The organism is Sphingomonas sp. TX0543 (genome assembly GCF_048565505.1).
In the GTDB taxonomy this organism is placed as follows: domain Bacteria; phylum Pseudomonadota; class Alphaproteobacteria; order Sphingomonadales; family Sphingomonadaceae; genus Sphingomonas.
Window position 1 is genome coordinate 1950426 of sequence record NZ_JBLZUS010000002.1, and the last position, 22955, is coordinate 1973380.

General features: G+C 63.7%; 22 protein-coding genes. 19 read left to right on the top strand and 3 right to left on the bottom strand.

The features are described 5' to 3' along the window. Positions 1-98: 98 nt before the first annotated feature. The 12 genes from tsf to ACM61V_RS10035 all read left to right on the top strand — a co-directional run bounded on the left by tsf (position 99) and on the right by ACM61V_RS10035 (position 11045). Positions 99-1046: a translation elongation factor Ts gene (tsf, locus tag ACM61V_RS09980; protein WP_137785647.1), complete on the top strand. Its 948-nt coding sequence runs from the start codon at positions 99-101 to the stop codon at positions 1044-1046. 220 nt (positions 1047-1266) lie between these two features. Continuing rightward, positions 1267-1998: a UMP kinase gene (pyrH, locus tag ACM61V_RS09985; protein WP_137785646.1), complete on the top strand. Its 732-nt coding sequence runs from the start codon at positions 1267-1269 to the stop codon at positions 1996-1998. Beyond that, positions 1998-2555, top strand: a complete 558-nt coding sequence (gene frr / locus ACM61V_RS09990) for a ribosome recycling factor (protein WP_137785645.1) — start codon at positions 1998-2000, stop codon at positions 2553-2555. Before pyrH ends, frr begins: the two co-directional genes overlap by 1 nt. Positions 2556-2592: 37 nt before the next feature. Continuing rightward, entirely contained in the window at positions 2593-3324 is a 732-nt protein-coding gene (locus tag ACM61V_RS09995) for an isoprenyl transferase (RefSeq protein WP_137785644.1), read from the top strand. 32 nt (positions 3325-3356) lie between these two features. After that, positions 3357-4112: a phosphatidate cytidylyltransferase gene (locus ACM61V_RS10000; RefSeq protein ID WP_283214514.1), complete on the top strand. Its 756-nt coding sequence runs from the start codon at positions 3357-3359 to the stop codon at positions 4110-4112. After that, positions 4109-5266 (top strand): 1-deoxy-D-xylulose-5-phosphate reductoisomerase, encoded by a 1158-nt coding sequence (locus ACM61V_RS10005; RefSeq protein WP_137785642.1) that lies wholly within the window; start codon positions 4109-4111, stop codon positions 5264-5266. The genes ACM61V_RS10000 and ACM61V_RS10005 overlap by 4 nt, the downstream gene beginning before the upstream one ends. Then, positions 5263-6396, top strand: a complete 1134-nt coding sequence (rseP, locus tag ACM61V_RS10010; RefSeq protein WP_137785641.1) for an RIP metalloprotease RseP — start codon at positions 5263-5265, stop codon at positions 6394-6396. Before ACM61V_RS10005 ends, rseP begins: the two co-directional genes overlap by 4 nt. Before the next feature lie 118 nt (positions 6397-6514). Then, positions 6515-9211, top strand: coding sequence for an outer membrane protein assembly factor BamA (gene bamA / locus ACM61V_RS10015; protein WP_137785929.1), 2697 nt, complete (start codon positions 6515-6517; stop codon positions 9209-9211). A 17-nt stretch (positions 9212-9228) separates the two neighbouring features. Further along, positions 9229-9861 (top strand): OmpH family outer membrane protein, encoded by a 633-nt coding sequence (locus ACM61V_RS10020; protein ID WP_249341422.1) that lies wholly within the window; start codon positions 9229-9231, stop codon positions 9859-9861. Beyond that, the gene (gene fabZ / locus ACM61V_RS10025; protein WP_137785639.1) at positions 9858-10340 is read left to right on the top strand and encodes a 3-hydroxyacyl-ACP dehydratase FabZ; all 483 of its coding nucleotides are present in this window, start codon (positions 9858-9860) and stop codon (positions 10338-10340) included. Before ACM61V_RS10020 ends, fabZ begins: the two co-directional genes overlap by 4 nt. 97 nt (positions 10341-10437) lie before the next feature. Continuing rightward, on the top strand, positions 10438-10668 hold the full coding sequence (gene rpmE / locus ACM61V_RS10030) for a 50S ribosomal protein L31 (RefSeq protein WP_137785638.1): 231 nt from the start codon (positions 10438-10440) through the stop codon (positions 10666-10668). Positions 10669-10712: 44 nt separating this feature from the next. Beyond that, complete coding sequence (locus tag ACM61V_RS10035; RefSeq protein ID WP_137785637.1) at positions 10713-11045, top strand: PilZ domain-containing protein; 333 nt, start codon at positions 10713-10715, stop codon at positions 11043-11045. Between the two features lie 111 nt (positions 11046-11156). Here the strand turns inward: ACM61V_RS10035 and ACM61V_RS10040 are convergent, their stop codons facing one another. Beyond that, positions 11157-11621: an Hsp20 family protein gene (locus ACM61V_RS10040; RefSeq protein ID WP_137785636.1), complete on the bottom strand. Its 465-nt coding sequence runs from the start codon at positions 11619-11621 to the stop codon at positions 11157-11159. 207 nt (positions 11622-11828) lie between these two features. Between ACM61V_RS10040 and ACM61V_RS10045 the strand changes: the two genes are divergently transcribed. The 5 genes from ACM61V_RS10045 (at position 11829) to ACM61V_RS10065 (ending at position 17604) form a co-directional block, all read left to right on the top strand. Then, entirely contained in the window at positions 11829-14303 is a 2475-nt protein-coding gene (locus ACM61V_RS10045) for a TonB-dependent receptor (RefSeq protein WP_137785635.1), read from the top strand. Positions 14304-14598: 295 nt separating this feature from the next. Beyond that, positions 14599-15849 carry a lipoprotein-releasing ABC transporter permease subunit gene (locus tag ACM61V_RS10050; protein WP_137785634.1) on the top strand — a complete coding sequence of 417 codons (1251 nt, stop codon included), beginning with the start codon at positions 14599-14601 and terminating at the stop codon, positions 15847-15849. Further along, positions 15842-16516, top strand: a complete 675-nt coding sequence (locus ACM61V_RS10055; RefSeq protein WP_137785633.1) for an ABC transporter ATP-binding protein — start codon at positions 15842-15844, stop codon at positions 16514-16516. Before ACM61V_RS10050 ends, ACM61V_RS10055 begins: the two co-directional genes overlap by 8 nt. Next, positions 16513-17106, top strand: a complete 594-nt coding sequence (locus ACM61V_RS10060; protein ID WP_137785632.1) for a GNAT family N-acetyltransferase — start codon at positions 16513-16515, stop codon at positions 17104-17106. Before ACM61V_RS10055 ends, ACM61V_RS10060 begins: the two co-directional genes overlap by 4 nt. A gap of 18 nt (positions 17107-17124) precedes the next feature. Beyond that, positions 17125-17604, top strand: a complete 480-nt coding sequence (locus ACM61V_RS10065) for a glutathione peroxidase (RefSeq protein WP_137785631.1) — start codon at positions 17125-17127, stop codon at positions 17602-17604. A gap of 4 nt (positions 17605-17608) precedes the next feature. Here the strand turns inward: ACM61V_RS10065 and ACM61V_RS10070 are convergent, their stop codons facing one another. After that, the gene (locus ACM61V_RS10070; protein WP_137785630.1) at positions 17609-18151 is read right to left on the bottom strand and encodes an HdeD family acid-resistance protein; all 543 of its coding nucleotides are present in this window, start codon (positions 18149-18151) and stop codon (positions 17609-17611) included. 90 nt (positions 18152-18241) lie between these two features. Between ACM61V_RS10070 and dnaE the strand changes: the two genes are divergently transcribed. Beyond that, complete coding sequence (dnaE, locus tag ACM61V_RS10075) at positions 18242-21739, top strand: DNA polymerase III subunit alpha (RefSeq protein ID WP_419713963.1); 3498 nt, start codon at positions 18242-18244, stop codon at positions 21737-21739. Here dnaE and ACM61V_RS10080 read toward each other — a convergent pair. Beyond that, on the bottom strand, positions 21736-22362 hold the full coding sequence (locus tag ACM61V_RS10080) for a peptidylprolyl isomerase (protein WP_137785628.1): 627 nt from the start codon (positions 22360-22362) through the stop codon (positions 21736-21738). The genes dnaE and ACM61V_RS10080 overlap by 4 nt on opposite strands. Before the next feature lie 136 nt (positions 22363-22498). Between ACM61V_RS10080 and ACM61V_RS10085 the strand changes: the two genes are divergently transcribed. Then, positions 22499-22903: a phasin family protein gene (locus ACM61V_RS10085; RefSeq protein WP_137785627.1), complete on the top strand. Its 405-nt coding sequence runs from the start codon at positions 22499-22501 to the stop codon at positions 22901-22903. Positions 22904-22955: the final 52 nt, after the last annotated feature.

Below are 22955 nucleotides of genomic sequence, written 5' to 3' on the forward strand. Positions count from 1 at the left end.
ATCGGCCGAGCTTGTCGGCGCTCTTCGCGACACCAGATTAAGCGGAGCGCGTTCCGGCGGGATCGGAACGAACCGATCAATAAATCGAGGACACGAACATGGCCGACATCACGGCTTCGATGGTCAAGGACCTGCGCGAGAAGAGCGGCGCGGGCATGATGGACTGCAAGAAGGCGCTCAACGAGACGAACGGCGATACCGACGCGGCGCTCGACTGGCTGCGCACCAAGGGCCTCGCGGCAGCCGCCAAGAAATCCAGCCGCACTGCGGCCGAGGGCCTTGTCGGTATCGAGGTTTCCGGCACGAAGGGCGCGGCGGTCGAGGTGAATTCCGAGACCGATTTCGTCGCGAAGAACGACCAGTTCCAGACCTTCGTGCGCGACGTCACTTCGGTGGCGCTCGAACTCGGCGACGATATCGCCACGATCAAGGCGGCGTCGCTGGCCGGCAAGACCGTCGAGGAAGTGCTGACCAACAACATCGCCACGATCGGCGAGAACCAGAACATTCGCCGTGCGAAGAAGCTGGAAGTCTCGCAGGGCGCGGTGGTCGGCTATGTCCATAACCAGCAGGCTCCGGGCCTCGGCAAGATCGGCGTTCTCGTCGCGCTGGAGAGCGACGCGTCGAACGACGTGCTCCAGGGGCTGGGCAAGCAGCTTGCGATGCACGTCGCGGCGGCTTTCCCGAAGGCGCTGAACGAGGACGACCTCGACGAGGAAGAGATCGAGCGCGAGCGCGCGATCGCGACCGAGAAGGCGGCCGAGAGCGGCAAGCCCGCCGAGATCATCGCCAAGATGGTCGAGGGATCGATCGCGAAATACCGCAAGGAGCATGCATTGGTCAGCCAGCTGTTCGTGATGGATGGCAAGACCAAGATCAGCGACGTGGTGGCGAAGGCGGCGAAGGACGCCGGCGCCGCGATCGTGCTGAAGGACTATGTGCGCTTCCAGCTGGGCGAAGGCATCGAAAAGGAGCAGTCCGATTTCGCCGCCGAAGTGGCCGCCGCATCCGGCGTGCCGCAGAAGCAGGCCGAGCCTGCCGCCTGATAATATCGGGGGAGGCCGGCCCTTCCTCGCAACAATCTCACCCCGGCGGGGATCGGGGCATTGGCCGTCGCGGCGATAGAGCGATCAGGCCGATGCCCGGACTCCCATGCCGGGGTGACGTTTATCAAACTACGGCTGATACGTGCGGGTATTCGATGGTTGCGGCCTCATGCCGCCCCGCCTAAGGTCCGGCGCCTTGTCTCCAACAGTTTCGGAACGCATGACCAACCCCCGCTACAAACGCATCCTCCTGAAACTTTCGGGCGAAGTCCTGATGGGCGAGGGGGGCAAGACGATCGACCCTGCAGTCACCGCGCGCGTGGCTGAGGAGATCGCCGGCGTGAAGGCCGAGGGCTATGAACTGTGCATTGTTGTTGGCGGCGGCAATATCTTCCGTGGTCTGGCGGCGGCGGCGCAGGGGTTCGAACGCGCGACCGCCGATTACATGGGCATGCTGGCGACGGTGATGAACGCGCTCGCAGTGCAGAACGCGCTCGAGCAGATCGGCGTCGATACGCGCGTGCAATCCGCGATCCCGATGCAATCGGTCTGCGAACCTTTCATTCGCCGCCGCGCCGCGCGGCATCTGGAAAAGGGACGCGTCGTGATCTTCGCGGCGGGCGTCGGCTCACCGTTCTTCACGACCGATAGCGGCGCGGCGCTGCGCGCGGCCGAAATGGGCTGTGACGCGTTGTTCAAGGGCACGTCGGTCGATGGCGTCTATGACGCGGATCCGAAGCAGGTGTCCACCGCGACGCGATATGAATCAGTAAGTTACGATACGGTTCTATCGAAGAATCTGAAGGTCATGGATGCGAGTGCCATCGCCTTGTGTCGTGACAGCAATATCCCGATCGTCGTCTTCAATATCCGCGAGCACGGCAATTTCGCTGCCGTCCTGCGCGGTGAAGGAGTGTCGACGGTCGTTCGCAACGAACAGGAGACCAAGTGATGGCGGCCTATGACAAGGCGGATCTGGAGCGCAGGATGCATGGCGCGGTGGAGTCGCTGAAAGGCGATCTGAGCGGGCTGCGCACCGGCCGTGCCTCCACCTCGCTGCTCGATCCGGTGACGGTCGAGGTTTATGGCGCGCACATGCCGCTCAACCAGGTCGCCACGGTATCGGCGCCGGAGCCGCGGATGCTGTCGGTTCAGGTGTGGGACAAGTCGAACGTGGGGCCGGTGGAAAAGGCGATCCGTTCTGCGGGGCTTGGCCTCAATCCGATCAATGACGGACAGACGTTGCGCCTGCCCATCCCCGATCTCACTGAGGAGCGTCGGAAGGAACTGGCGAAGCTTGCCGGCCAATATGCCGAGAAGGCGCGCGTCGCCGTGCGCAATGTGCGTCGTGACGGCATGGACGCGCTCAAGACCGACGAGAAGAAGGGCGTCTTTGGCGAGGACGAGCGCAAGCGGCACGAAACCGAAGTGCAGAAACTGACCGACAGCACGATCGCCGATCTCGATGCGGCGGCGGCGGCGAAGGAGAAGGAAATTCTCGGCAAGTGACCGCATCTCGCCGTCCGGTCTTGATATGGATGCGTCCATGAGTAGCGCGCCCGCTCTCGTGAGCGACGGCGGTAGCCTGCCGCGCCATGTCGCGATCATCATGGACGGGAACGGCCGCTGGGCGAAGAAGCGTTTCCTGCCGCGCGTCGCGGGGCATCGCGCCGGCGTGGAGGCGGTGCGCGCGGTAAGCCGCGCGGCGCGTGCGATGGGGATCGAGGCGCTGACGCTATATGCGTTCTCGAGCGAAAACTGGCGCCGGCCGGAGGAGGAGGTTGGCGACCTGATGGGTCTGCTACGCCTGTTCATCCGATCCGATCTGGCGGAGCTGGTCCGCGAAAATGTCCGTCTGCGCGTGATCGGGGATTTTCGTCGCTTTCCCGCCGACGTGGTGTCGCTGATCGACGATGCGATCGCACGCACCGTGGACAATAACGGCCCGCTGCTGGTGATCGCGCTCAATTATGGCGGACAAGCGGAATTGATCGCCGTCACTCAGCGGCTGGCTGCCCGCGCTGCGGCCGGCAATCTTGACCCGGCAGCGATCAACGCTGGCATGGTCGAGCGCGAACTTGAAACCCATGATCTCCCCCCGCTCGATTTGCTGATCCGCACCTCCGGCGAGCACCGTCTGTCCAATTTCCTGCTGTGGCAGGCCGCCTATGCCGAGCTGCTGTTCGTCGACACGCTATGGCCCGATTTCGGCGCGGCGGATCTGGAGGCGGCGGTGGCGGATTTCGGGCGGCGCCAGCGACGGTTCGGGGGCTTGTGACGGCGAAGGGCTCAGACCTGCAGAAACGCGTCGTGGCGGGCCTTGCAATGATCGGCATCGCGCTTGGCGCGCTGTGGCTTGGCGGCATCGCCTTCTGGCTTCTCGCGGTGGTCGGCGCGCTGGTGATGCTGCACGAATGGGGCGGCCTCGATCATGCTGGCGCGCGCGAGACGCGGCTGGCGCAATTCGCGCTTTCCGTGCCGCTCGCGGTGATGGCGCCGGCATCGCTGACGATCGTGCCGCACGATTTCTTTTCGCTCGGCCTCATCGGCGGCGCGGCTTTCTTCGTCGCGATCGTGTCGCGCCGGTCGCGCCTTGCGATAGGGGTCGTCTATTGCGGACTGCCCGTGCTCGCGCTCGTTTTCCTGCGCCGCCAGCATGAGGGGCTCGTGTTCACGCTGTGGGCGCTGGCGCTGGTTTGGGCATGCGATATCGGTGCCTATTTCGCCGGCCGCACCATCGGCGGACCGAAGCTCGCGCCGGCGATCAGCCCGAACAAGACGTGGGCGGGGCTGCTTGGCGGAGTAGCGGCGGCAAGCCTGTTCGGGATGTTCATGCACTGGCGCTTCGGCCTGCCGTGGCGGATGACGCTGGCGACACCGGCGCTGGCGGTGCTGTCTCAGGCCGGCGATCTCTATGAAAGCTGGCTGAAACGCCGCGCCGGGGTGAAGGATTCCGGCGCGCTCATCCCCGGACACGGCGGCGTAATGGATCGGCTCGACGGACTCGTGCCGGTCGCGCCGGTCGCGGCCTTTGTCGTCATCATCCCGCATTTCTATCCATCATGAAATCAGTAACTATCCTAGGCGCGACCGGCTCGGTCGGCACCTCGACCCTCGACCTTATCGAGCGTGCGCCGGAGCGCTTCCGCATCCGCGCGCTGACCGCCAACAGCGACGTGGCCAAGCTTGCTGCGGCCGCGATCCGCACGCGGGCGGAAGTGGCGGTGATCGCGGACGAAACCTTTCTACCCGCGCTGCGCACGCTGCTTGCCGGCTCCGGCATCGACGCAGCGGGCGGGGCGGACGCCGTGACAGCGGCGGCCGGAGCGGGCGCCGATGTGACGGTTGCGGCGATCGTCGGCTGTGCAGGGCTGCGCCCGGTGATGGCAGCGATCCGCGCCGGCGGCACGATCGCGCTCGCGAACAAGGAGGCGCTGGTTTCCGCGGGTGACGTCATGAAGGCGGCGGTGGCCGATCATGGCGCGACCCTGCTGCCGGTCGACAGCGAGCACAATGCGATTTTCCAGTGCCTCGACGCGCGGCTGACGAACCGTATCCGCCGCATCATCCTCACCGCCAGTGGCGGCCCGTTTCGCGATCGTTCGCTCGAGCAGATGGCCGATATAACGCCAGCGCAGGCGGTCGCGCATCCGAACTGGTCGATGGGCGCGAAGATCTCGGTCGATTCGGCGACCATGATGAACAAGGGGCTGGAGCTGATCGAGGCGTTTCACCTCTTTCCGCTCGGCGGCGATCAGATCGATATCGTCGTGCATCGCCAGTCTGTGATCCATTCGATGGTCGAATATGTCGATGGTTCGACGCTCGCGCAGCTCGGCACCCCCGATATGCGCACCCCGATCGCCTACGCGCTGGCCTGGCCTGATCGAATGGTGACGCCAAATGAGCCGCTTGACCTCGTGCGTATCGGCCGGCTCGATTTCGAGGCACCCGATCCGGTGCGCTTTCCTGCGCTAGCGCTTGCCCGCGCCGCGCTCGAGGCGGGCGGCGCGCGGCCGGCGATCCTTAACGCGGCGAACGAGGTCGCGGTGGCGGCGTTCCTGGGCGGTCGCGCGGGTTTCCTCGAAATTGCCGCAATCGTCGCCGATACGCTGGAGCGCTTCGACCCGCCCGCGCCTGAAACGCTCGATGCGGTGCTGGATATCGACCGTGAAGCGCGGCGATTGGCGGCGGAGCGTGTGAAGGAACGCGTCGCTTGATTCAGTCCCCGGGCCTTCTGCTGTCGTTGCTGGCATTCGTGCTGGTGATCGGCCCGCTCGTTTTCATTCACGAAATGGGCCACTATCTTGCCGCGCGCTTCTTTGGCGTTAAATGTGACGTTTTCTCAATTGGTTTTGGCCGCGAGCTTGCGGGCTGGACTGATCGGCGCGGCATGCGCTGGAAGATCGGCTGGGTTCCGCTTGGCGGCTATGTCCGCTTCGCCGGGGACATGAACGCGATAAGTCAGCCGTCGGCCGAATGGCTCGCGCTGCCGGCGGATGAGCGCCAGCGCACGTTTCAGGCCAAGCCGGTTTGGCAGCGCGCGATCATCGTCGCCGCCGGCCCGGTGGTGAATTTTCTCGCGGCGATATTGATTCTGGCGGGCTTCGCGCTGGCCTATGGCCAGAGCGTTACGCCAACCGTTGTCGGAGTGGTCGTGCCCAATTCGGCGGCCGCGCAGATCGGGCTTCGTCCCGGCGATCGCATCACCGCGCTTAACGGGCGCTCCGTCGAAACTTTCGATGACATGGCGCGCTATTCGCGGATCCGTCCTGAAGAGAGTGTGCGCATCGATTACGTGCGCAATGGCGCCCGGCTTGCCGGCACGACGATGATCGGTCTGCGGCTAGAGCGTGATCGCTTCGGCAACGAATATCGCGTCGGGCAGCTTGGGATCGGCGCCGCGACGCCGGTGCGACGGCAGATCGGCCCGCTGGAGGCTCCGTTGATCGCGGTGCGGCAGACCAGCCAGATCGTGTCAATGATGGTCGAGACGGTAGGGCAGGTGATTTCAGGTCGCCGTTCTGTCAAGGAACTGGGCGGGCCACTTTCAATCGCGAAGGTGTCCGGCGAGCAGATTTCGCTGGGTATGGAGGCGTTCGTCTTCCTGATCGCCTTGGTATCGATCAATCTCGGGTTCATCAATCTGCTGCCAGTTCCGACACTGGATGGTGGGCACCTGCTCTTTTATGCGATAGAAGCTCTCCGTCGCCGCCCGGTGGGACCGGAGGCGCAGGAATTGGCCTATCGTGGTGGGCTGGCCGCGATATTCGCTCTCATGCTGCTGGTGACGTTCAATGATCTTGGCAATTTCGGTTTGTGGCGCAGTCTGGCTGGCTTGATCGGGTGAGCAAGGTGGGGCAGGGCGCGCGACACGCGGTCGATATGTGTTTCTTCGGGGTGGATTGGTGAAGGCTTTGACGACAACTCTACGCCCGCAACCTGTGGCGCTGCTGCTCGCCGGGACCATGCTTGCCGGCGTGCCCCTGGCGGCCGCCGCGCAGTCCGCACCCAAGGCGCCGCCCGCAGCCAGGCAGCAGCAGGCGCCGGCGCAGGCTGCTCCCGTGGCGCCTGCCGTGGCGCCAGTGGTGCGCACGATCAAGACCCTGCGCGTCGATGGCTCGCAGCGGATCGAGCCGGAGACAGTGCTCAGCTACACCAAGCTGCGCCTTGGCGATCAATATACCAACGAAACGCTCGATCAGGCGATCAAGGATCTCTATGCGAGTGATCTGTTCGCCGATGTGACGGTCGCGGGTGCCGAGACGGGCGACATCGTGCTGCGCGTGCGCGAGAATCCGATCATCAACCGTGTGATCCTCGAGGGCAACAAGCGCCTCAAGGAAGACAAGATCACCAAGGAGATCAAGCTCAAGCCGCGCCAGATCTTCACCCGGTCGGCGGTGCGCGCGGATGTTGCGCGGATCATCGAGCTGTATCGGCGTCAGGGCCGGTTCGCAGCCAGCGTCGATCCGAAGATGGTCAATCTGGACCAGAATCGCGTCGATGTGGTCTTCGAGATCAGCGAAGGCCCCAAATCCAAGGTTCGGCAGATCAACATCATCGGCAACGAGGTGTTCCCGGATTCGAAGCTTCGCTCCACGATGGCGACCAAGCAATCGCGGTTCTTCCGCCTTATGTCGTCGAACACGTCCTACGATCAGGATCGGCTGGCCTATGACCAGCAGAAGCTGCGGCAGTTCTACCTCACCAACGGTTATGCCGATTTCCGCGTCACCAGCGCGGTGGCGGAGCTTACGCCGGATAAGCGTGATTTCATCATCACCTACGTGGTGGAGGAAGGTCCGCGCTACAAATTCGGCGATGTGAACGTCGACAGCGATATCCGCGATTTCGACAACAAGGGCATGGCCAAGACGCTCTCGATCAAGAAGGGCGACTGGTATGACGCGAAGAAGGTTGAGGATACCGTTGACAGCCTGAGCCAGACGGCTGGCCTGTTCGGCTATGCCTTCACCGATGTGAACCCGGAATTCCAGCGCGATCGCGATGCGCTGACGATGTCGATCAACTTCCACATCGGCCAGGCCCAGCGCACCTATGTCGAGCGGGTCGAGATCACCGGGAACACGCAGACGCAGGACAAGGTAATCCGCCGCGAAGTGCGCCTCGCCGAAGGCGACGCGTTCAACAGCTTTCAGGTGAAGCGATCGACCGATCGCATCAACAGCCTGGGCTATTTCCAGGACAAGTTCGAACTCAAGCAGACGCCGGGTTCGTCACCCGACCGCGTGGTGCTGGAGGCTAACGTCGAGGAAAAGGCGACCGGCCAGCTTCAGCTTTCGGCGGGTTATTCGAGCCTCGAACGCTTCATCATCCAGGCGAACATCACCCAATCGAATTTCCGCGGGAAGGCGCAGGAGCTTCGCGCGGGCGTCAATTACTCGGCCTATTCCAAGTCGGTGGAGCTTGGCTTTACCGAACCGTATCTGTTCGACAAGAACATCGCGCTGGGCGTCGATCTGTTCCGACGCGATTACAACGCGTTCAATTATGTCGGCACGGATCGCCAGACCACATACAGCCAGACATCGACCGGCTTCCAGATCCGCGCGGGCGTGCCGCTGAACGAATACTGGTCATTGTCGGGCCGCTACGGCCTCTCCTATGACGAGGTCGGGCTCGACAAGGCAACATATTACACGGATCTCAACGGCGACGGCATTCGTGGCAATAGCCCGGGTGACAAGTGCGATCCGCTGCAGGCCGGGCGTTATCTGTGCGATTCGCTTGGCAATCGCTGGACGTCATCGGTCGGCTATTCGTTAATCTACAACAGTTTGAACAGCCGCTTGCGGCCGACGGCTGGATCGCGCTTCTCGTTCAGCCAGGACTTCGCGGGGCTGGGCGGCGACGTGCGCTATATCCGGACGCGCGCGGAAGGCGCGAAATACTGGGGCGTCGGCAAGGGGTTTGTCCTGTCGGTGGTGGGTGAGGGCGGCTTCATCAAGTCGCTGGAGTCCAGCCGCGGGCCTGGCATCGATTCGGTGCGCATCACCGATCGCTTTTATCTGGGCGAGCCGCAATTCCGCGGCTTCGATATTCGCGGCGTCGGGCCGCGTGTGATCCGGCAATATTACACGACCGATTCTACCGGCAAGCAGGTGCTGATCACCGACAAGAACCAGATCGTCGACGACGCATTGGGCGGCAAGGCCTATTATCTCGGCCGCCTCGAGCTGGAAATTCCGCTCGGCTCGGGCGCGCGCGAGCTCGGGCTGCGGCCGTCAATCTATGTTCAGGCGGGCAGCCTGTGGAGCATCACCCGCCCGTTGCCGACAGCGGTTTTCCCGGTCGCAGCCGACGGAACGGTGCTTGCCCTGCCGAAAACCAACGAAAGCGGGCAACCGCTGTTCAGTTATACAAACGCCGCCGGTTTATCGGTCACGACGATTTGCGCGGCCGGCGTGCCCGACCCAAGCGGGAAGTGTAATGGCATCATCCCGAATACCGCGCTGATCGCGTCGCAGCCGTTCAAGGAAACCTTCTATGGCGGCACGGCCAGCCCGCGCCTTTCGGTTGGTTTCGGCGTGAATTGGACATCGCCGTTCGGCCCGCTGCGCATCGATATCGCCAAGGCATTGTTGACCCAGCCTGGCGACGACAAGAAGCTTGTAACTTTCAACGTAGGGACTCAGTTCTGATGAATAGCAAGAAGACCATGCTGATCGCCGCGGCGCTGCTTGCACCCGGCGCGCTGCTCGCGGGCGTTTCGCACGCCCAGGTCAACGGCATCGCCGTCGTTGATCCGGACGGTGCCGTTGCGGGCAGCAACGCCTGGAAGACCGCTGCCGGCCAGCTCCAGACAACGTACAAGGCGACCCTGGATCAGGCCGAGGCGCGCCGTCAGGCGATCGCCACCGAACTGCAGCCGCTCGTCGCAAAGCTTCAGAGCGACCAGAAGGCGAATGTGCCGCAGGCGCAGCTGCAGACGCAGGTCCAGTCGATCCAGGCCAAGGAGCAGGCAGGCAACGCCGAGCTGCAGCGGATGACGACGCCTTACGCGCGCGCACGCGGCTATGCGATCGAGCAGATCCAGCAGCAGCTGAAACCCGCGATCGACGCCGCGGCGACCCGGAAGCGTGCGAGCATCGTGCTCGGCCCGAACGACGTCGTCCACCTCGATCCGGCCGGTGACATCACTGCCGACGTCACCACGGAGCTCAATCGCCTCGTGCCAAGCGTGAACATCACGCCCCCGGCGAACTGGCAGCCCGGCCAGCAGGGTCAGCAGGGTCAGGCTCCCGCCCAGGCACCCGCGCAGCCCGCCACGAAGAAGCCACAGGGACGGTGAACGAGGCCGATACGACGAGCGGGTCGGTCGGCCCGCTCGATATTGCACGGGTGATGGCCGCGCTGCCGCATCGCTATCCGATGCTGCTGGTCGATCGGGTCGAGGAGCTTGTTCCTGACCGGTCGATCGCGGCGATCAAGGCGGTGACGATCAACGAAGGCTTCTTCCAGGGGCATTTCCCCGGCCGGCCGATCATGCCGGGCGTGCTCATCGTGGAGGCGCTGGCGCAGGCGGCAGGGGTACTTGCCGTGGAAAGCCTTGGCCTCGCCGGATCCGGAAAGCTGGTTTACTTCATGGCGATCGAGAATGCGAAGTTTCGCAAGCCGGTGGAACCCGGCGTGCTGCTTCGTCTCGAGGTCGAGTTCGTGCAGAAGCGCAGCAGCGTGTGCAAGTTCGCGGGCGTCGCCAGGATCGACGAACAGGTCGTGGCCGAAGCGAACTTCACCGCGATGATCGCCGACCCGCCCAAGGCGGCGTGAACAGCAAGCGATCGTTTTGACTTTACGGCGCGCCTGCGTTAGGCGCGCCGCTTCCTTTCGGGCTGGTCGGAAACCAGCCACATTCAAGGACGACGACGTGAAGAAAGACATTCATCCCGACTATCACACCATCAAGGTGCAGATGACCGACGGCACCGTGTTCGAAACCCGCTCCACCTGGGGCAAGGAAGGCGACACGATGCAGCTGGATATCGATCCGCTGGCGCATCCGGCATGGACCGGCGGCCGTGGCCAGATGCTCGACAGTGGCGGCCAGGTCGCGCGTTTCAACAAGCGTTTCGGTGGCGGGCTGACGCTCCGCAAGTGACGTCGTTAACGCGGCATTAGGCATGCCGGGCTAGGTTGCCCGGCATGTTTGCAGCGGAATTCGAACCAGCACCCAGCGATATCCGGCGCCGCGCTCAGCGCGCGCCGGTTTCGCTCGATTCACCCCTGAACTCCGGGGGGCTCGCGCGGGCGCTGTGCAAGGTGATCGACCTGTCGATCCACGGTGCGAAGCTCAACACCTATTCGGCGCTGCGCAAGGGCATGGCCATTTGGTTGACGCTGCCGGAGATCGGCCGCGTCGGCGCCGACGTGATGTGGGCGGACGATTTCGCGGCCGGTTGCCGCTTTCACGCGCCGCTCGATCCCACGATCTTCGAACAATTGCTCAAGCGCGAAGGCCATATCGCCGCGCACTGAGCGTAGCCGCGCCCGCCCGTTCTTAACGGATTAGGCGCCCGGGCCTCTCGGCCCGGACGCCCGCGACGCCTCGGAAAGGGAGCAAGGAGGCGTCGATCCGCGGTTCGGCTCTTACGCTGCCTTGGCGTCGCCGCTGTCGATTTCGACCGCAGCGAGCGGTGCGCCGGTCTTGATGGTGATGCTCTTCGGCTTCATCGCTTCCGGCACTTCGCGCACCAGATCGATCACGAGCAGGCCGTCGTTCAACCGGGCATCTTCCACGAAAACGAAGTCTGCCAGCTCGAAGCGACGCTCGAAGTTGCGGTTCGCGATCCCGACGTGCAGGAAATTGCCGTTATCCTGCGTCTCCGCCTTCTTGCCGGAAACGAGCAGCAGATTCTGCTGGGCGGTGATGTCGATCTCGTCGCGACCGAAACCGGCGATGGCCAGCGTGATCCGGTAACGATCCTCGGCAAGTCGTTCCAGATTGAAGGGCGGGTAATTGTCGGCAGCCGAGCGCGCGTTGGTCTCAAGCAGGTCGAAAAGCCGATCGAAGCCGATCGTCGAGCGGCGATAGGGAGTAAGATCCAGTCGCATATCAAATCCTCCAGTTGAGCGAATTGACGACATGAGATGCCCGAAAATCGCGGCATCCCGCGCGGCCCGATCAGTGGCGCCGCGCAACCGACAAATGGGAGGCGTGATGAAGTTTTCAAGCGGGTAGGCTCAAAACCTACTTTCTTGGTCGGCATTTATTCCCGCGGTACATCGTCGCCGACAATAGAATCGGATCAGGGAAAACTCATGTCGATCACGCTCGCATTACTTTCGATTGCCGCGCAATCCGCCCCGGCCGTCGAGCAGTCGGCCGTCCCCCCGGCGCCGGCACCCGCGCAATCGACTGACTCCCAGGAAGAACCCGGCCGCCTCGGGCCAGCGCAGCAGGGCGGGGGGGATATCGTCGTCACCGCGCGGCGCCGCGCTGAATCAGTCCAAAGCGTGCCGATCGCGATCTCGGTGATCGGCGGCAAGGCGCTTGCGGATACCGGCGCATATAACGTCAACCGGCTGACGCAGCTTCAACCATCGCTGCAGTTCTATTCGACCAACCCGCGTAACTCGGCCGCGAATATCCGTGGCCTCGGCGCGCCATTCGGCCTCACCAACGACGGGATCGAACAAGGCGTCGGCATCTATGTCGATCAGGTATATTACAGCCGTATCGCCTCCGCCACTTTCGATTTCACGGATACCGAGCGGATCGAGGTGCTGCGTGGGCCGCAGGGAACGCTCTATGGCAAGAACACCACCGCCGGTGCGATCAACATCACCACACGCAAGCCCAGCTTCGAGACCGAGGCGCGCTTCGAACTGACCGGCGGCAATTACGATTTTTTCCAGGGGAAGGGGTCGATTTCCGGCCCGCTGGTCGGCGATGTCGTGGCGGGGCGGCTCTCCGCATCCTTCACCACGCGCCGCGGCACGATCTGGAACACGACGCAGCAGCAGTGGCAGAACAGCCAGGATAACCTCAGCCTGCGCGGGCAGATGCTGTTCCAGGCGGCGCCGAACCTCGATATCACGCTATACGCGGACTATAACCGCCAGGCGCCGAATTGCTGCGTGCAATATTATGCGCGGGTCGCGCCGACCCAGCGCCCCACCAACCGGCAATATGCGGCACTAGCCGCCGCAGCGGGATACCGCGTCCCGTCGACCGACGCCTTCGATCGAGTGACCGATGTCGATACGCCGCTGCGCGCGGAGCAGCAATTAGGCGGGGCTTCCGCGGTGGTGAACTGGGATCTTGGGCCGGCGACGCTCACCTCGGTCACGGCGTGGCGGTTCTGGAACTGGAACCCGTCGAACGATCGTGACTTCATCGGGCTGCCGATCACCACTGTCTCGGCCAACCCCTCACAGCAGGATCAGTACAGCCAGGAGATTCGCCTTGGCTCGAACGGCACCCACGCGATCGACTACACGGTAGGCGTGTTCTATTTCCACCAGAAAATCGATACGCAGGGGCTTCAGGTGCAAGGTCCGGCGGCCAGCGCGTGGCTGCTCAATCCGACGAGCGCCAACGGCAAGAACCCGGCAGTGCTGAATGGCCTGACCGCGCGCAACACGATCGGTTTCAAGAACACGTCGGCAGCGTTGTTCGGCAAGCTGACCTGGCATGTCACGGACCGGTTCCAGATTTCTCCTGGCGCAAGGCTCAATTACGACAAGAAGGACGGATCGTATATCTCGACCGTCACAACCGGGGCGGGCCTAGTTCTTAGCTGCACCTCCGCGGCGCAGGCGGCAAGCAGCGTGGTGAAGGATCAGTGCTCGGTTCTGTCGCCGCAGCGCTATACGCCGAGCTTCGATAACTGGAATCTATCCGGCGATCTCACGGCGTCCTATCAGTTTTCGTCCGACATCCACAGTTACGCCACGATTGCGCGCAGTTACAAATCGGGCGGTATCAATCTCTCCGGTCTGCCGCTCGATCCGAATAATAGCCCGATCCTTTCAACCGCGACAGTGAAGCCGGAGAAGGTCAACCATTTCGAAATCGGGCTCAAGACGCAATTGCTCGATCGTCGGGCCACGATCAACTTCGCGGGATTCTGGACGGACATAACCGACTATCAGGCGACGGTGAACAATTTCCAGCTCTCGGTGTTGCGCGGCTATCTCGCGAACGCCGGAAAGGTGCGGACGCGCGGGTTCGAGGTCGATTCGGCATTCCGGCCTACCTCAGGCCTCAATCTCTATGCCAACGCAGCTTTCACCGACGCGAAATACGTTCGCTTCACGAACGCGCCATGTGCCCCGGAGTTGTCGGGCGGCACGGCGCTCCCGATCGTCAACGGTCAGATCGTCGGAACGCCGGCCCCGGCGGGAACGCCGGGAAGCAGCTTGCCGTATTGCGATATCTCCGGTCAGCGGCTGCCAGGCGTCTCCAAATGGGCGTTCAGCTATGGCGCTGAATACAACGTGCCGGTCGGTGAGGGGCAGGTGTATCTTGGCTATGACGGCAGCTATCGCTCCGATTTCTCGTCAAATCCGTCGCCGTCACCCTATACCGACGTCAAGGGCTATTCGCTTTCGAACTTCCGCCTGGGGTATCGCAAGGGGGACAAATTCAACGTGTTCGCCTGGGTGCGCAACGCGTTCGACCAGAATTACTACGAGGTTCTCGCGACGCAATCGGGCAGCACGGGCCTTATCGTCGGGCAGCCCGGTGATCCGCGAACCTTCGGTCTGACTTTGTCGGTCGGCGTCCGTTAAGGATCAGTCCGCAAATACAAACGCCCGGGTCGGTGATCCGACCCGGGCGCCTGCGTGACGATCGCTCGTCAGCCCCCTATCCAATCGCTGCCATCATGCTCCGGTTACGAAGCGAGGCGGCGAAATTCCCCGAACCACGGCCATTTGCCTGTGTGCCAGTGCCCGCAGTGGTACTGGCCAAGCATGTCGCGTGTCGATCAAAATGAACGCCAGCTAAACCGAATGTCCACCGCATGTGTTGATTCCGCCACAGCACCCGTTGCCAGCGGTGAAATCGGCGGATAGACGGCTGGGCATGATCCTGTCGCGCTATGAACGAATGATCGCGCGGCGCTATCTCCTTCCAGGCAAGGGCGAGCGGTTCATCGTTCTCGTCGCCGGTTTCAGCCTCGGCGCGGTGATGCTGGGCGTCGCGGCGCTCGTCATCGTCATGAGCGTGATGAACGGGTTTCGGGCCGAGCTTTTCGACAAGATCGTCGGGCTTAACGGCCATGCCGTGGTCCAGGGCGTCGACGGGCGCCTCGCCGACTGGCAGGAGATCGCGCGCTGGGCGAAGGATACGCCCGGCGTCACCAGCGCCGTGCCGCTTATCGAACAGCCGCTGATGTCCTCCTACAATGGCCGCGTGGAAGGCGTGCTGGTGCGTGGCATGCGCGTATCGGATATCCGCTCCAATATGACGATCGGGCAGAAGGTCGTCGCCGGCTCGCTGGCGGAGCTGAAGCCAGGCAGCAGCAACGTGGCGATCGGCGCACGGCTGGCGGAGGCGCTGGGCGCGACCGTCGGTTCGCAGATCACGCTGATAAACCCATCCGGCCAGTCGACGCCGTTCGGTACGGTGCCGCGCTATGTGAGCTATACGGTCGCCGCGATCTTCGAGATCGGGGTGTATGACTACGACAAGGCCTATGTCGTCATGCCGATGGAGGATGCGCAGACGCTGCTCCTGCTGGGCGACAAGGTCGGCATGATCGAGTTGCAAACGGACAATCCGGACAAGGTGGGCCAGATACTCGCGCCGCTGGCGCAGAAAGTCGGCCGGCTCGCGGTGATTTCGGACTGGCGACAGATGAACGCGCAGCTGTTCGATGCGCTCGCCGTCGAGCGGGTCGCGATGTTCACCGTGCTGTGCATCATCATCCTGGTGGCGGCGTTCAACATCGCCAGCTCGCTGATCATGCTGGTTCGCGCCAAGACCCGCGACATCGCGATCATGCGCACGATGGGCGCCACCCGCGGTGCGATGGTGCGCATCTTCATGACGGTCGGCGTGACGATCGGCGCGCTCGGGATCGTCGCAGGTCTCGTTCTCGGAGCGATCTTCCTGTTCTACCGGCAGGCGGTGGTGAATTTTGTCCAGCTCGTAACCGGGCAGAACCTGTGGGATCCCTCGATCCGCTATTTGACCGAGCTGCCATCGAAGCCCGATCCGGTGGAAATCATCGCGATCGTGCTGATTACCGCGCTGATGACCGTGCTGGCGACGCTTTACCCCGCGTTCAAGGCGGCAAGCACCGATCCGGTGCAGGTGCTGCGCTATGAATAGCGCCGTGCTTCAAACCACGGGTCTCGCGCGCAGCTTCACTCAGGGCGGCGAGACGATCGAGGTGCTGCGCCGCGTGAACCTGTCGGTCGCGCCGGGCGAGATCGTGGCATTGCTCGGGCCATCGGGCTCCGGCAAATCGACGCTGTTACAGGCGGTCGGGCTTCTCGAGGGCGGGTTCGAGGGCTCGATCCGGATCGCTGGCAAGGAAGCGGCGCAGCTCGACGCGCACGGGCGAACGATGGTGCGGCGCGATTTCCTGGGTTTCGTCTATCAGTTTCATCACCTGCTCCCGGATTTCGACGCGCGCGAGAATGTCGTGCTGCCGCAACTCATCCATGGCGCAACACAGCGGGATGCTGAAGCGCGGGCTGATGCTTTGTTGACCGCGCTCGGCCTCGGGCATCGGCTGACGCACCGGCCGAGCCAGCTTTCCGGCGGCGAGCAGCAGCGCGTCGCGGTGGCGCGGGCGCTCGCCAATCGGCCGGCGCTGGTGCTGGCGGACGAGCCGACCGGCAATCTGGACGAGCATACCGCCGATATCGTTCTGGCCGAATTCCTCCGCCTCGTGCGCGTCGAGGGATCGGCCGCGCTCGTCGCCACCCATAACGAGCGACTCGCCGCGAAAATGGACCGTGTGGTGCGATTGCAGGAGGGCGTGCTGCAATGAGCGCCTGGCGCGATCAGCCGGTGCTCCGCGGAAATCATGTGACATTGCGGCCGCTCGCGATGGCGGATCGCGATGCGCTGGTCGCGGCCGCGGCGGACGGCGATCTCACCGAACTTTTCTTCACCAACGTGTCCGGGCTCGCCGATCCCGATACTTTCATGGCGGCGACGTTTCGAGAGCGAGATTATGGTCGCGCGATGCCGTTCGCGGTGGAAACGCCGGATGGCAGCGTTGTGGGCCTCACGCGGTTCATGCGCATGAACGAGCCGAACCGGCGCGTGGAGATCGGCGGCACATTCTACGCGCGTTCCGTCCAGCGCAGCGGCGTCAATACCGAGGCAAAGAAGCTGCTGCTGACCCACGCCTTCGACGTATTGGGATGCAACGTGGTGCAAATCCGTACCGACTGGTTCAATCGTGATTCCCAGCGTGCGATCGAGCGGCTCGGTGCCAAGCGAGATGGCGTGCTGCGCTCGCATCAGCTGATGGACGGGCGGGTGCGCGATCTGGTCGTCTACTCGATCATCGCTTGCGAATGGCCGGGTGTGCGTGTCAATCTGGAGCATATGCTGGCGCGCCATCGGGGCTGAACAGAGGGGAGACGGGCAATGGGAGCGATCACCGATTTCGAGGTCAAGGCCGCGGACGGGGGCATCGCCTCGCTCGACACCTGGCGCGGCAAGGTGCTCCTGATCGTCAATACCGCCTCGAAGTGCGGGTTCACGCCTCAATATGAGGGGCTGGAGGCACTGCATCGCGAATATGCCGATCGCGGCTTCGAGGTGCTGGCCTTCCCTTGCAACCAGTTCGGCGCGCAGGAGCCGGGGGACGCGGAGGAAATCGCGAACTTCTGCTCGCTGACCTATGACGTCACGTTTCCCGTGTTCGCCAAGGTCGAGGTGAATGGGCCAAACGCCGACCCGCTGTTCGAACGGCTCAAGAGCGATGCACCGGGCCTGCTCGGATCGAAGGCGATCAAGTGGAACTTCACCAAGTTCCTGGTGAACCGCGACGGGCAGGTGGTGGAGCGGTATGCGCCCACGACCAAGCCGGCCGATATCGTCGCCGACATCGAGAAGCTGCTGTAGCGGTTCAGATGTCCAGCGCGACCCGCTCGCCTCGATGATCGAGCGCGAAAGTCGTCCACGTAGCGCCAGAGACGAGGAAGCTGATGCCTAGCACGATGCCGGGCAGCGTCAGCGCGGCAACCGGCATCGAATAAAGGATATATGCCGCGAGCAGCAGATTAAGCACGCCCAGGACGATCATCAATCCGCGCCGTCGGCGGAATCGGAATCCCCATACCAGTTCAAGCACGCCGCGCGCGATAAGCCACAGCGCGAGCAGCAAGGTTAGGGATACAGCGCCGGTCGCCGGCTCAAGAACCATGATCCCGCCGCCGATCAGCGAGACCAGGCCGAACAGGATCGCATAGCCGCGCCCCTCGTGCCCGCGTCCGAAAGCGCCGGCAAGCAACCCGAATATGCCGCCCGCGATCAGATATGCGCCCACCACCAGCGTTGCCGCGAACGTCGCCGGCACCGGCATGAAAATGGCCGCCGCCCCGAGGATGAGGCTGGCGATACCAAAGGCCAGGATCCAGCCCCAGCCGATGCCACGTGCCGCAAGCGTCATCACCCATCCTCCGTTTCACCAGCGAAACTATGGCGCGCGAACTTGGTTCCGGGACTGTGCGAATCGCGCGGTAGCGGCTAGCGTTTCGCGATGTCGCATTCCGGTTTCGTCCCGCTCCGTATCTTTTCGTCATATACGATGCTGGACGGGGCGATCGAGCCAAAGGCGATCGCGAAGCGGGCGGCGGCGCTCGGCTTTCCGGCGGCTGCGCTTACCGACCGCAACGGGCTTTACGCCGCGATGGCTTATTCGGATGCGGCGTGCGATGCGGGCGTTCAGCCGGTGATAGGCGTGATGCTGGGGGTTGCCCGCCCGGATCTGCCCGACGGGGTGGCGCCGATCATCGACTGGCTCGCGCTCTATGCGCAGGATGAGCGGGGCTATGACAATCTGTGTGCATTGGTCAGCATGGCGCATCTCGATCGCCCGATCGAGCAGGTGCCGCATGTCGATTTCGCGGCGCTGGCACGTCACGCGGAGGGGCTGATCGCGCTGACCGCCGGCGGCGAGGGCGGCCTGGCCCGACTTTTCGCGGAGGATCAGCCAGCGCGGGCGCACGCATATGCCGATCGCTTGCTGGGGTTGTTCCCGGATCGGCTCTACATAGAAGTGGTGCGCCGCCTGAACGAGGTGGAGGGGCGCGCGGAGCCGCATCTGCTCGATCTCGCTTATACCCGCGATCTGCCGCTGGTGGCGACCAATCCGTGCTGCTTCGCGGAACAGGATTTTCTCGACGCTCATGACGTGATGCTCTGCATCGCGAATTCGACCTATGTGGAGAGCGACGACCGGCCGCGCAGTTCGCCGGACGCCTGGATGAAGCCGGCGAACGAGATGCGGGCGCTGTTCGCCGATCTGCCGGAGGCGATCGCGAACACGCTCGTCGTCGCACGGCGCTGCGCGGTAGCCGCGCCCAGGCGCAAGCCGATCCTGCCCAGTCTCGCGGGCGATCGCGACGGCGAAGCGGCGATGCTCCGCCAAGATGCGGCGGCGGGGCTCGAACAGCGTCTGGAGCGCATCGCGCAGCTTGGGCAGGCAGATGGAGACGATTGGCGCGAGGCCTATCGCGATCGCCTGCAGTTCGAGCTCGACGTCATCATCCAGATGGGCTTTCCTGGATACTTCCTGATCGTCGCCGATTTCATCAAATGGGCAAAGGAACGCGACATTCCGGTCGGCCCGGGGCGTGGTTCGGGCGCCGGCTCGGTGGTGGCCTGGGCGCTGACGATCACCGATCTCGATCCGATCCGGCTGGGGCTGCTTTTCGAGCGCTTCCTCAATCCCGAGCGCGTTTCGATGCCGGATTTCGATATCGATTTCTGCGAAACGCGGCGCGTGGAAGTGATCCGCTATGTGCAGGAGAAATACGGCCGGGATCAGGTGGCGCAGATCATCACCTTCGGCAAGCTGAAGGCGCGCGCGGTGCTGAAAGATACCGGGCGTGTCCTTCAGATGAGCTACGGTCAGGTCGATCGCCTCGCAAAGCTGGTCCCGAATCACCCGACGGACCCGTGGACGCTGGAGCGAGCGCTGAATGGCGTATCCGAGCTCGCGCGCGAATATGCCAACGAGAACGATGTCCGGCGGCTGCTCGATCTGGCGATGAAGCTGGAGGGGCTGCCGCGGCACTCCTCCACGCACGCGGCGGGTGTGGTGATCGGGGATCGCCCGCTTGCGCAACTGGTGCCGCTCTATCGCGATCCGCGTTCGGACATGCCGGTCACCCAATTCGACATGAAGTACGTCGAGGGCGCCGGGCTGGTGAAGTTCGACTTTCTTGGTCTGAAAACGCTCTCTGTGCTCAAGAAAGCGGTGGAGATGCTGGCGAAGCGCGGCATCTCGATCGATCTCGATGCGCTGGGCTGGGATGATGTGGAAACCTATGAACTTCTACAGGCCGGCAACACCGTCGGCGTGTTTCAGGTGGAATCGGAGGGGATGCGGCGCACGCTGTCGGCGGTGAAGCCCACCGTTTTCGAAGACATCATCGCCCTTGGCGCGCTCTATCGCCCCGGCCCGATGGATAATATCCCGATGTTCGGCCGCCGAAAGAACGGGCAGGAGGATATTCTCTATCCGCATCCGCTGCTCGAAGGCATCCTCGCGGAAACCTATGGCATTTTCGTTTATCAGGAACAGGTGATGCAGGCGGCGCAGGTGCTCGCCGGCTACACCCTTGGTGGCGCGGACCTGTTGCGCCGCGCGATGGGCAAGAAGATCAAGGCGGAGATGGACGCGCAGCGCGCGATCTTCGTCGAGGGTTGCGCCACGACGAACAACATTCCCGCCGCAAAGGCTAACGAGCTCTTTGACTTGATCGATAAGTTCGCTGGCTATGGCTTCAACAAGAGCCACGCAGCGGCTTATGCGCTGCTCACCTATCAGACGGCGTGGCTGAAGGCGCATTACCCGCACGAATTCTTTGCGGCCTCAATGTGTTACGATATTCATCTCACCGACAAGCTCGCGGTGTTCGTCGACGATATGCGATGGATGGGCATCGAATTGCTTCCCCCCGATATCAATGCGAGCCAGGCGGAATTCGACGTTGAGGTCGATGATCACGGCCGCCCGGCCGTCCGCTATGCGCTTGCGGCGCTCAAATCGGTCGGCGAAGGGGCGATGGAGCGCCTCGTCGCCGAGCGTGAGGAGCGCGGGCGGTTCAAGAGCCTCGACGATCTCGCGCATCGCGTCGATCCCCGACTGGTCAACAAGCGGCAACTGGAAACGCTGGCAGCCGGCGGCGCGTTCGACGCTATGGAACCCAACCGGGCCGGCGTGTTTGCGATCGCCGAAACGATCCTGGCGGTAGCGGCGCGCACGCATGACCAGCGCACCAGCGGGCAGGGCGGGCTCTTCGGCGATTCAAGCCATGCGGGCGACACGATCAAGCTGCCGCGATCGGTCCACTGGACGATGGCGCAAAAGATGGAACAGGAGAAGGAGGCGTTTGGCTTCTATTTCTCTGCTCACCCGGTCGACCGCCACGCGCATCTCGCCAAGATGCATGGCGCGCGGCAGTTCGCGGCGCTGGGCGAGCTTTCGATTCCCGATGACGGCACGCGCGCCGGGGCGACGATGGCCGTGCTGGTCGAAGAGGCGCGATGGCGGACGTCCGCGCGCGGGCGGCGCTACATGATGGCGACGCTCTCCGACCAGAGTGGGCAATTCATCGCCACCTGCTTCGACGATCAGGTGGCGGCCGACCTGGAAGAGGCGGCGCGCGCTGGCGCCTGCGGCCTGGCCACCGTAGAACTGGATCGGCGGCCCGGAGAGGATCAGCCGCGTGTTTCGATCAAGCGCCTCCAGCCGTTCGAATCGCTCGCGTCGATCGCGCGCTTCGTGGCGGAGATCGTCGTGGACCGGGCGGACGCGGTCGCGGCGCTCGCCACTTTGCTGGAAGGGCAGCGCGGCGCGCGCGGCGAGGTGCGTCTCAAGATCAGGCTGCCGCATGGCGGGGAGGCGACGCTGCTGCTCGGCCGCGACTTCCTGCTGGATGCCGAGCTGATCGATCGCGCGAATCTCCTGCCCGGCGTGATCTCCGCCACGCTCGGTCGGGCGGAAACGATGCTGACGCTCGCGGGCTAAGGCGCGGGCGGGCCGCGCCGCACGGTCGTCACCTTGATGGTCGGTTCGAGCATCTGACCCTTCATCAAGCCCTCGCCACGCGTCGGTGAGGTGGGGGCATCAAGGATGTGGTGAATGATGTCCATGCCGCTGACGACGTGGCCGAAAACCGCATAGCCCGGCTCGGTCGCCGTTGCGTCCATCGTGCTGAGATCGCCGACGATGATGAAGAAATCGCCGGACGCCGTGCCCGGCTTGCCCATCGCCATTGAGATCGCGCCGTCCTTGTGGCTGAGGCCCGTCTTGCTGGTCGGCTCATGCGGGATCGGCGGGAGTGCGCGCTTGGGATCGTTAGCGGCACCGAACTGGACGAAGCCGTAGCCTGGTTGAATTTTTACTGCACGATAGAAGTTTACCCCATCGAGCCGCTTCTGATCGACATATCTCAGAAAATTCGCCGCCGTGATCGGGGCGTGTTCCTTGTCCACGGCTATGACGATCGGCCCGAGCGAGGTCGTAACCGTCACGTTGACGAGCGCTGTGGGCGTCGCTGCGGCTGGCTGCGCCGCCGGCGTGCCGGTCTGTGCGGTGGCGGTTGTGGCGGGCAACGCAAGCAGCGCTGCGAGAGGGAGGAAGATGCGCATAGGCCAGTATCTAGCATTGTCGTGGCCGCGCTGTCAGCCGCCGGAAACCGCATCTGTGCGATGCGTTGAGCATCTTGCCGCGAATGCGCGAGAGGTTCAGCATGCCGATCGCAGGCTGAAGCCAAGGAGAGGAACAATGGCTGCATCACGCAAGACCGCCGGAGATCGGGCCAAGGAAGCCACCGGGAAGATGCGCGAGGGCGCAGGAAAGGCGAAGCAGGCGTTTGAGGACCACGTCGTCGATCCGGCAAGGCGTGTGGGCGAGGCGGTAAAGGCATCGGGCGAAAAGGTCGCCGAGCAGAACAAGGCGGTCGGCCTGAAAATGATCGATCAGGCCGAAGCCAATGCGCGGGAGGCCTTTGCGGCGATGCGCGCTGCCGCCGTCGCGAAGGATCTTTCGGACGTGATGAAGATCCAGGGCGATTTCCTGCGTGAACAGAGCAATCGATCGATGGCGCACGCGCGCGAGGTCGGCGAGCTCATCATGCAGTTCGGACGGGATGCGGTCGGCACGATGAAGGGCAGCGCGGGGAAGGGGTGACTAGTCGCCAGTTCGGGCGATCCCGTACGGCACGTGCAGGAAATCATGACGG

Bases quoted from the DNA above. Each gene is read 5' to 3' on its own strand.
- ACM61V_RS10035 (WP_137785637.1), top strand. From the start codon at position 10,713: ATGTTTGCAGCGGAATTCGAACCAGCACCCAGCGATATCCGGCGCCGC.
- ACM61V_RS10050 (WP_137785634.1), top strand. From the start codon at position 14,599: ATGATCCTGTCGCGCTATGAACGAATGATCGCGCGGCGCTATCTCCTT.
- ACM61V_RS10045 (WP_137785635.1), top strand. From the start codon at position 11,829: ATGTCGATCACGCTCGCATTACTTTCGATTGCCGCGCAATCCGCCCCG.
- ACM61V_RS10085 (WP_137785627.1), top strand. From the start codon at position 22,499: ATGGCTGCATCACGCAAGACCGCCGGAGATCGGGCCAAGGAAGCCACC.
- pyrH (WP_137785646.1), top strand. From the start codon at position 1,267: ATGACCAACCCCCGCTACAAACGCATCCTCCTGAAACTTTCGGGCGAA.
- ACM61V_RS10020 (WP_249341422.1), top strand. From the start codon at position 9,229: ATGCTGATCGCCGCGGCGCTGCTTGCACCCGGCGCGCTGCTCGCGGGC.
- tsf (WP_137785647.1), top strand. From the start codon at position 99: ATGGCCGACATCACGGCTTCGATGGTCAAGGACCTGCGCGAGAAGAGC.
- ACM61V_RS10040 (WP_137785636.1), bottom strand. From the start codon at position 11,621: ATGCGACTGGATCTTACTCCCTATCGCCGCTCGACGATCGGCTTCGAT.
- ACM61V_RS10055 (WP_137785633.1), top strand. From the start codon at position 15,842: ATGAATAGCGCCGTGCTTCAAACCACGGGTCTCGCGCGCAGCTTCACT.
- ACM61V_RS10070 (WP_137785630.1), bottom strand. From the start codon at position 18,151: ATGACGCTTGCGGCACGTGGCATCGGCTGGGGCTGGATCCTGGCCTTT.
- ACM61V_RS10065 (WP_137785631.1), top strand. From the start codon at position 17,125: ATGGGAGCGATCACCGATTTCGAGGTCAAGGCCGCGGACGGGGGCATC.
- ACM61V_RS10005 (WP_137785642.1), top strand. From the start codon at position 4,109: ATGAAATCAGTAACTATCCTAGGCGCGACCGGCTCGGTCGGCACCTCG.
- ACM61V_RS10060 (WP_137785632.1), top strand. From the start codon at position 16,513: ATGAGCGCCTGGCGCGATCAGCCGGTGCTCCGCGGAAATCATGTGACA.
- frr (WP_137785645.1), top strand. From the start codon at position 1,998: ATGGCGGCCTATGACAAGGCGGATCTGGAGCGCAGGATGCATGGCGCG.
- ACM61V_RS09995 (WP_137785644.1), top strand. From the start codon at position 2,593: ATGAGTAGCGCGCCCGCTCTCGTGAGCGACGGCGGTAGCCTGCCGCGC.
- bamA (WP_137785929.1), top strand. From the start codon at position 6,515: ATGCTTGCCGGCGTGCCCCTGGCGGCCGCCGCGCAGTCCGCACCCAAG.
- ACM61V_RS10080 (WP_137785628.1), bottom strand. From the start codon at position 22,362: ATGCGCATCTTCCTCCCTCTCGCAGCGCTGCTTGCGTTGCCCGCCACA.
- dnaE (WP_419713963.1), top strand. From the start codon at position 18,242: ATGTCGCATTCCGGTTTCGTCCCGCTCCGTATCTTTTCGTCATATACG.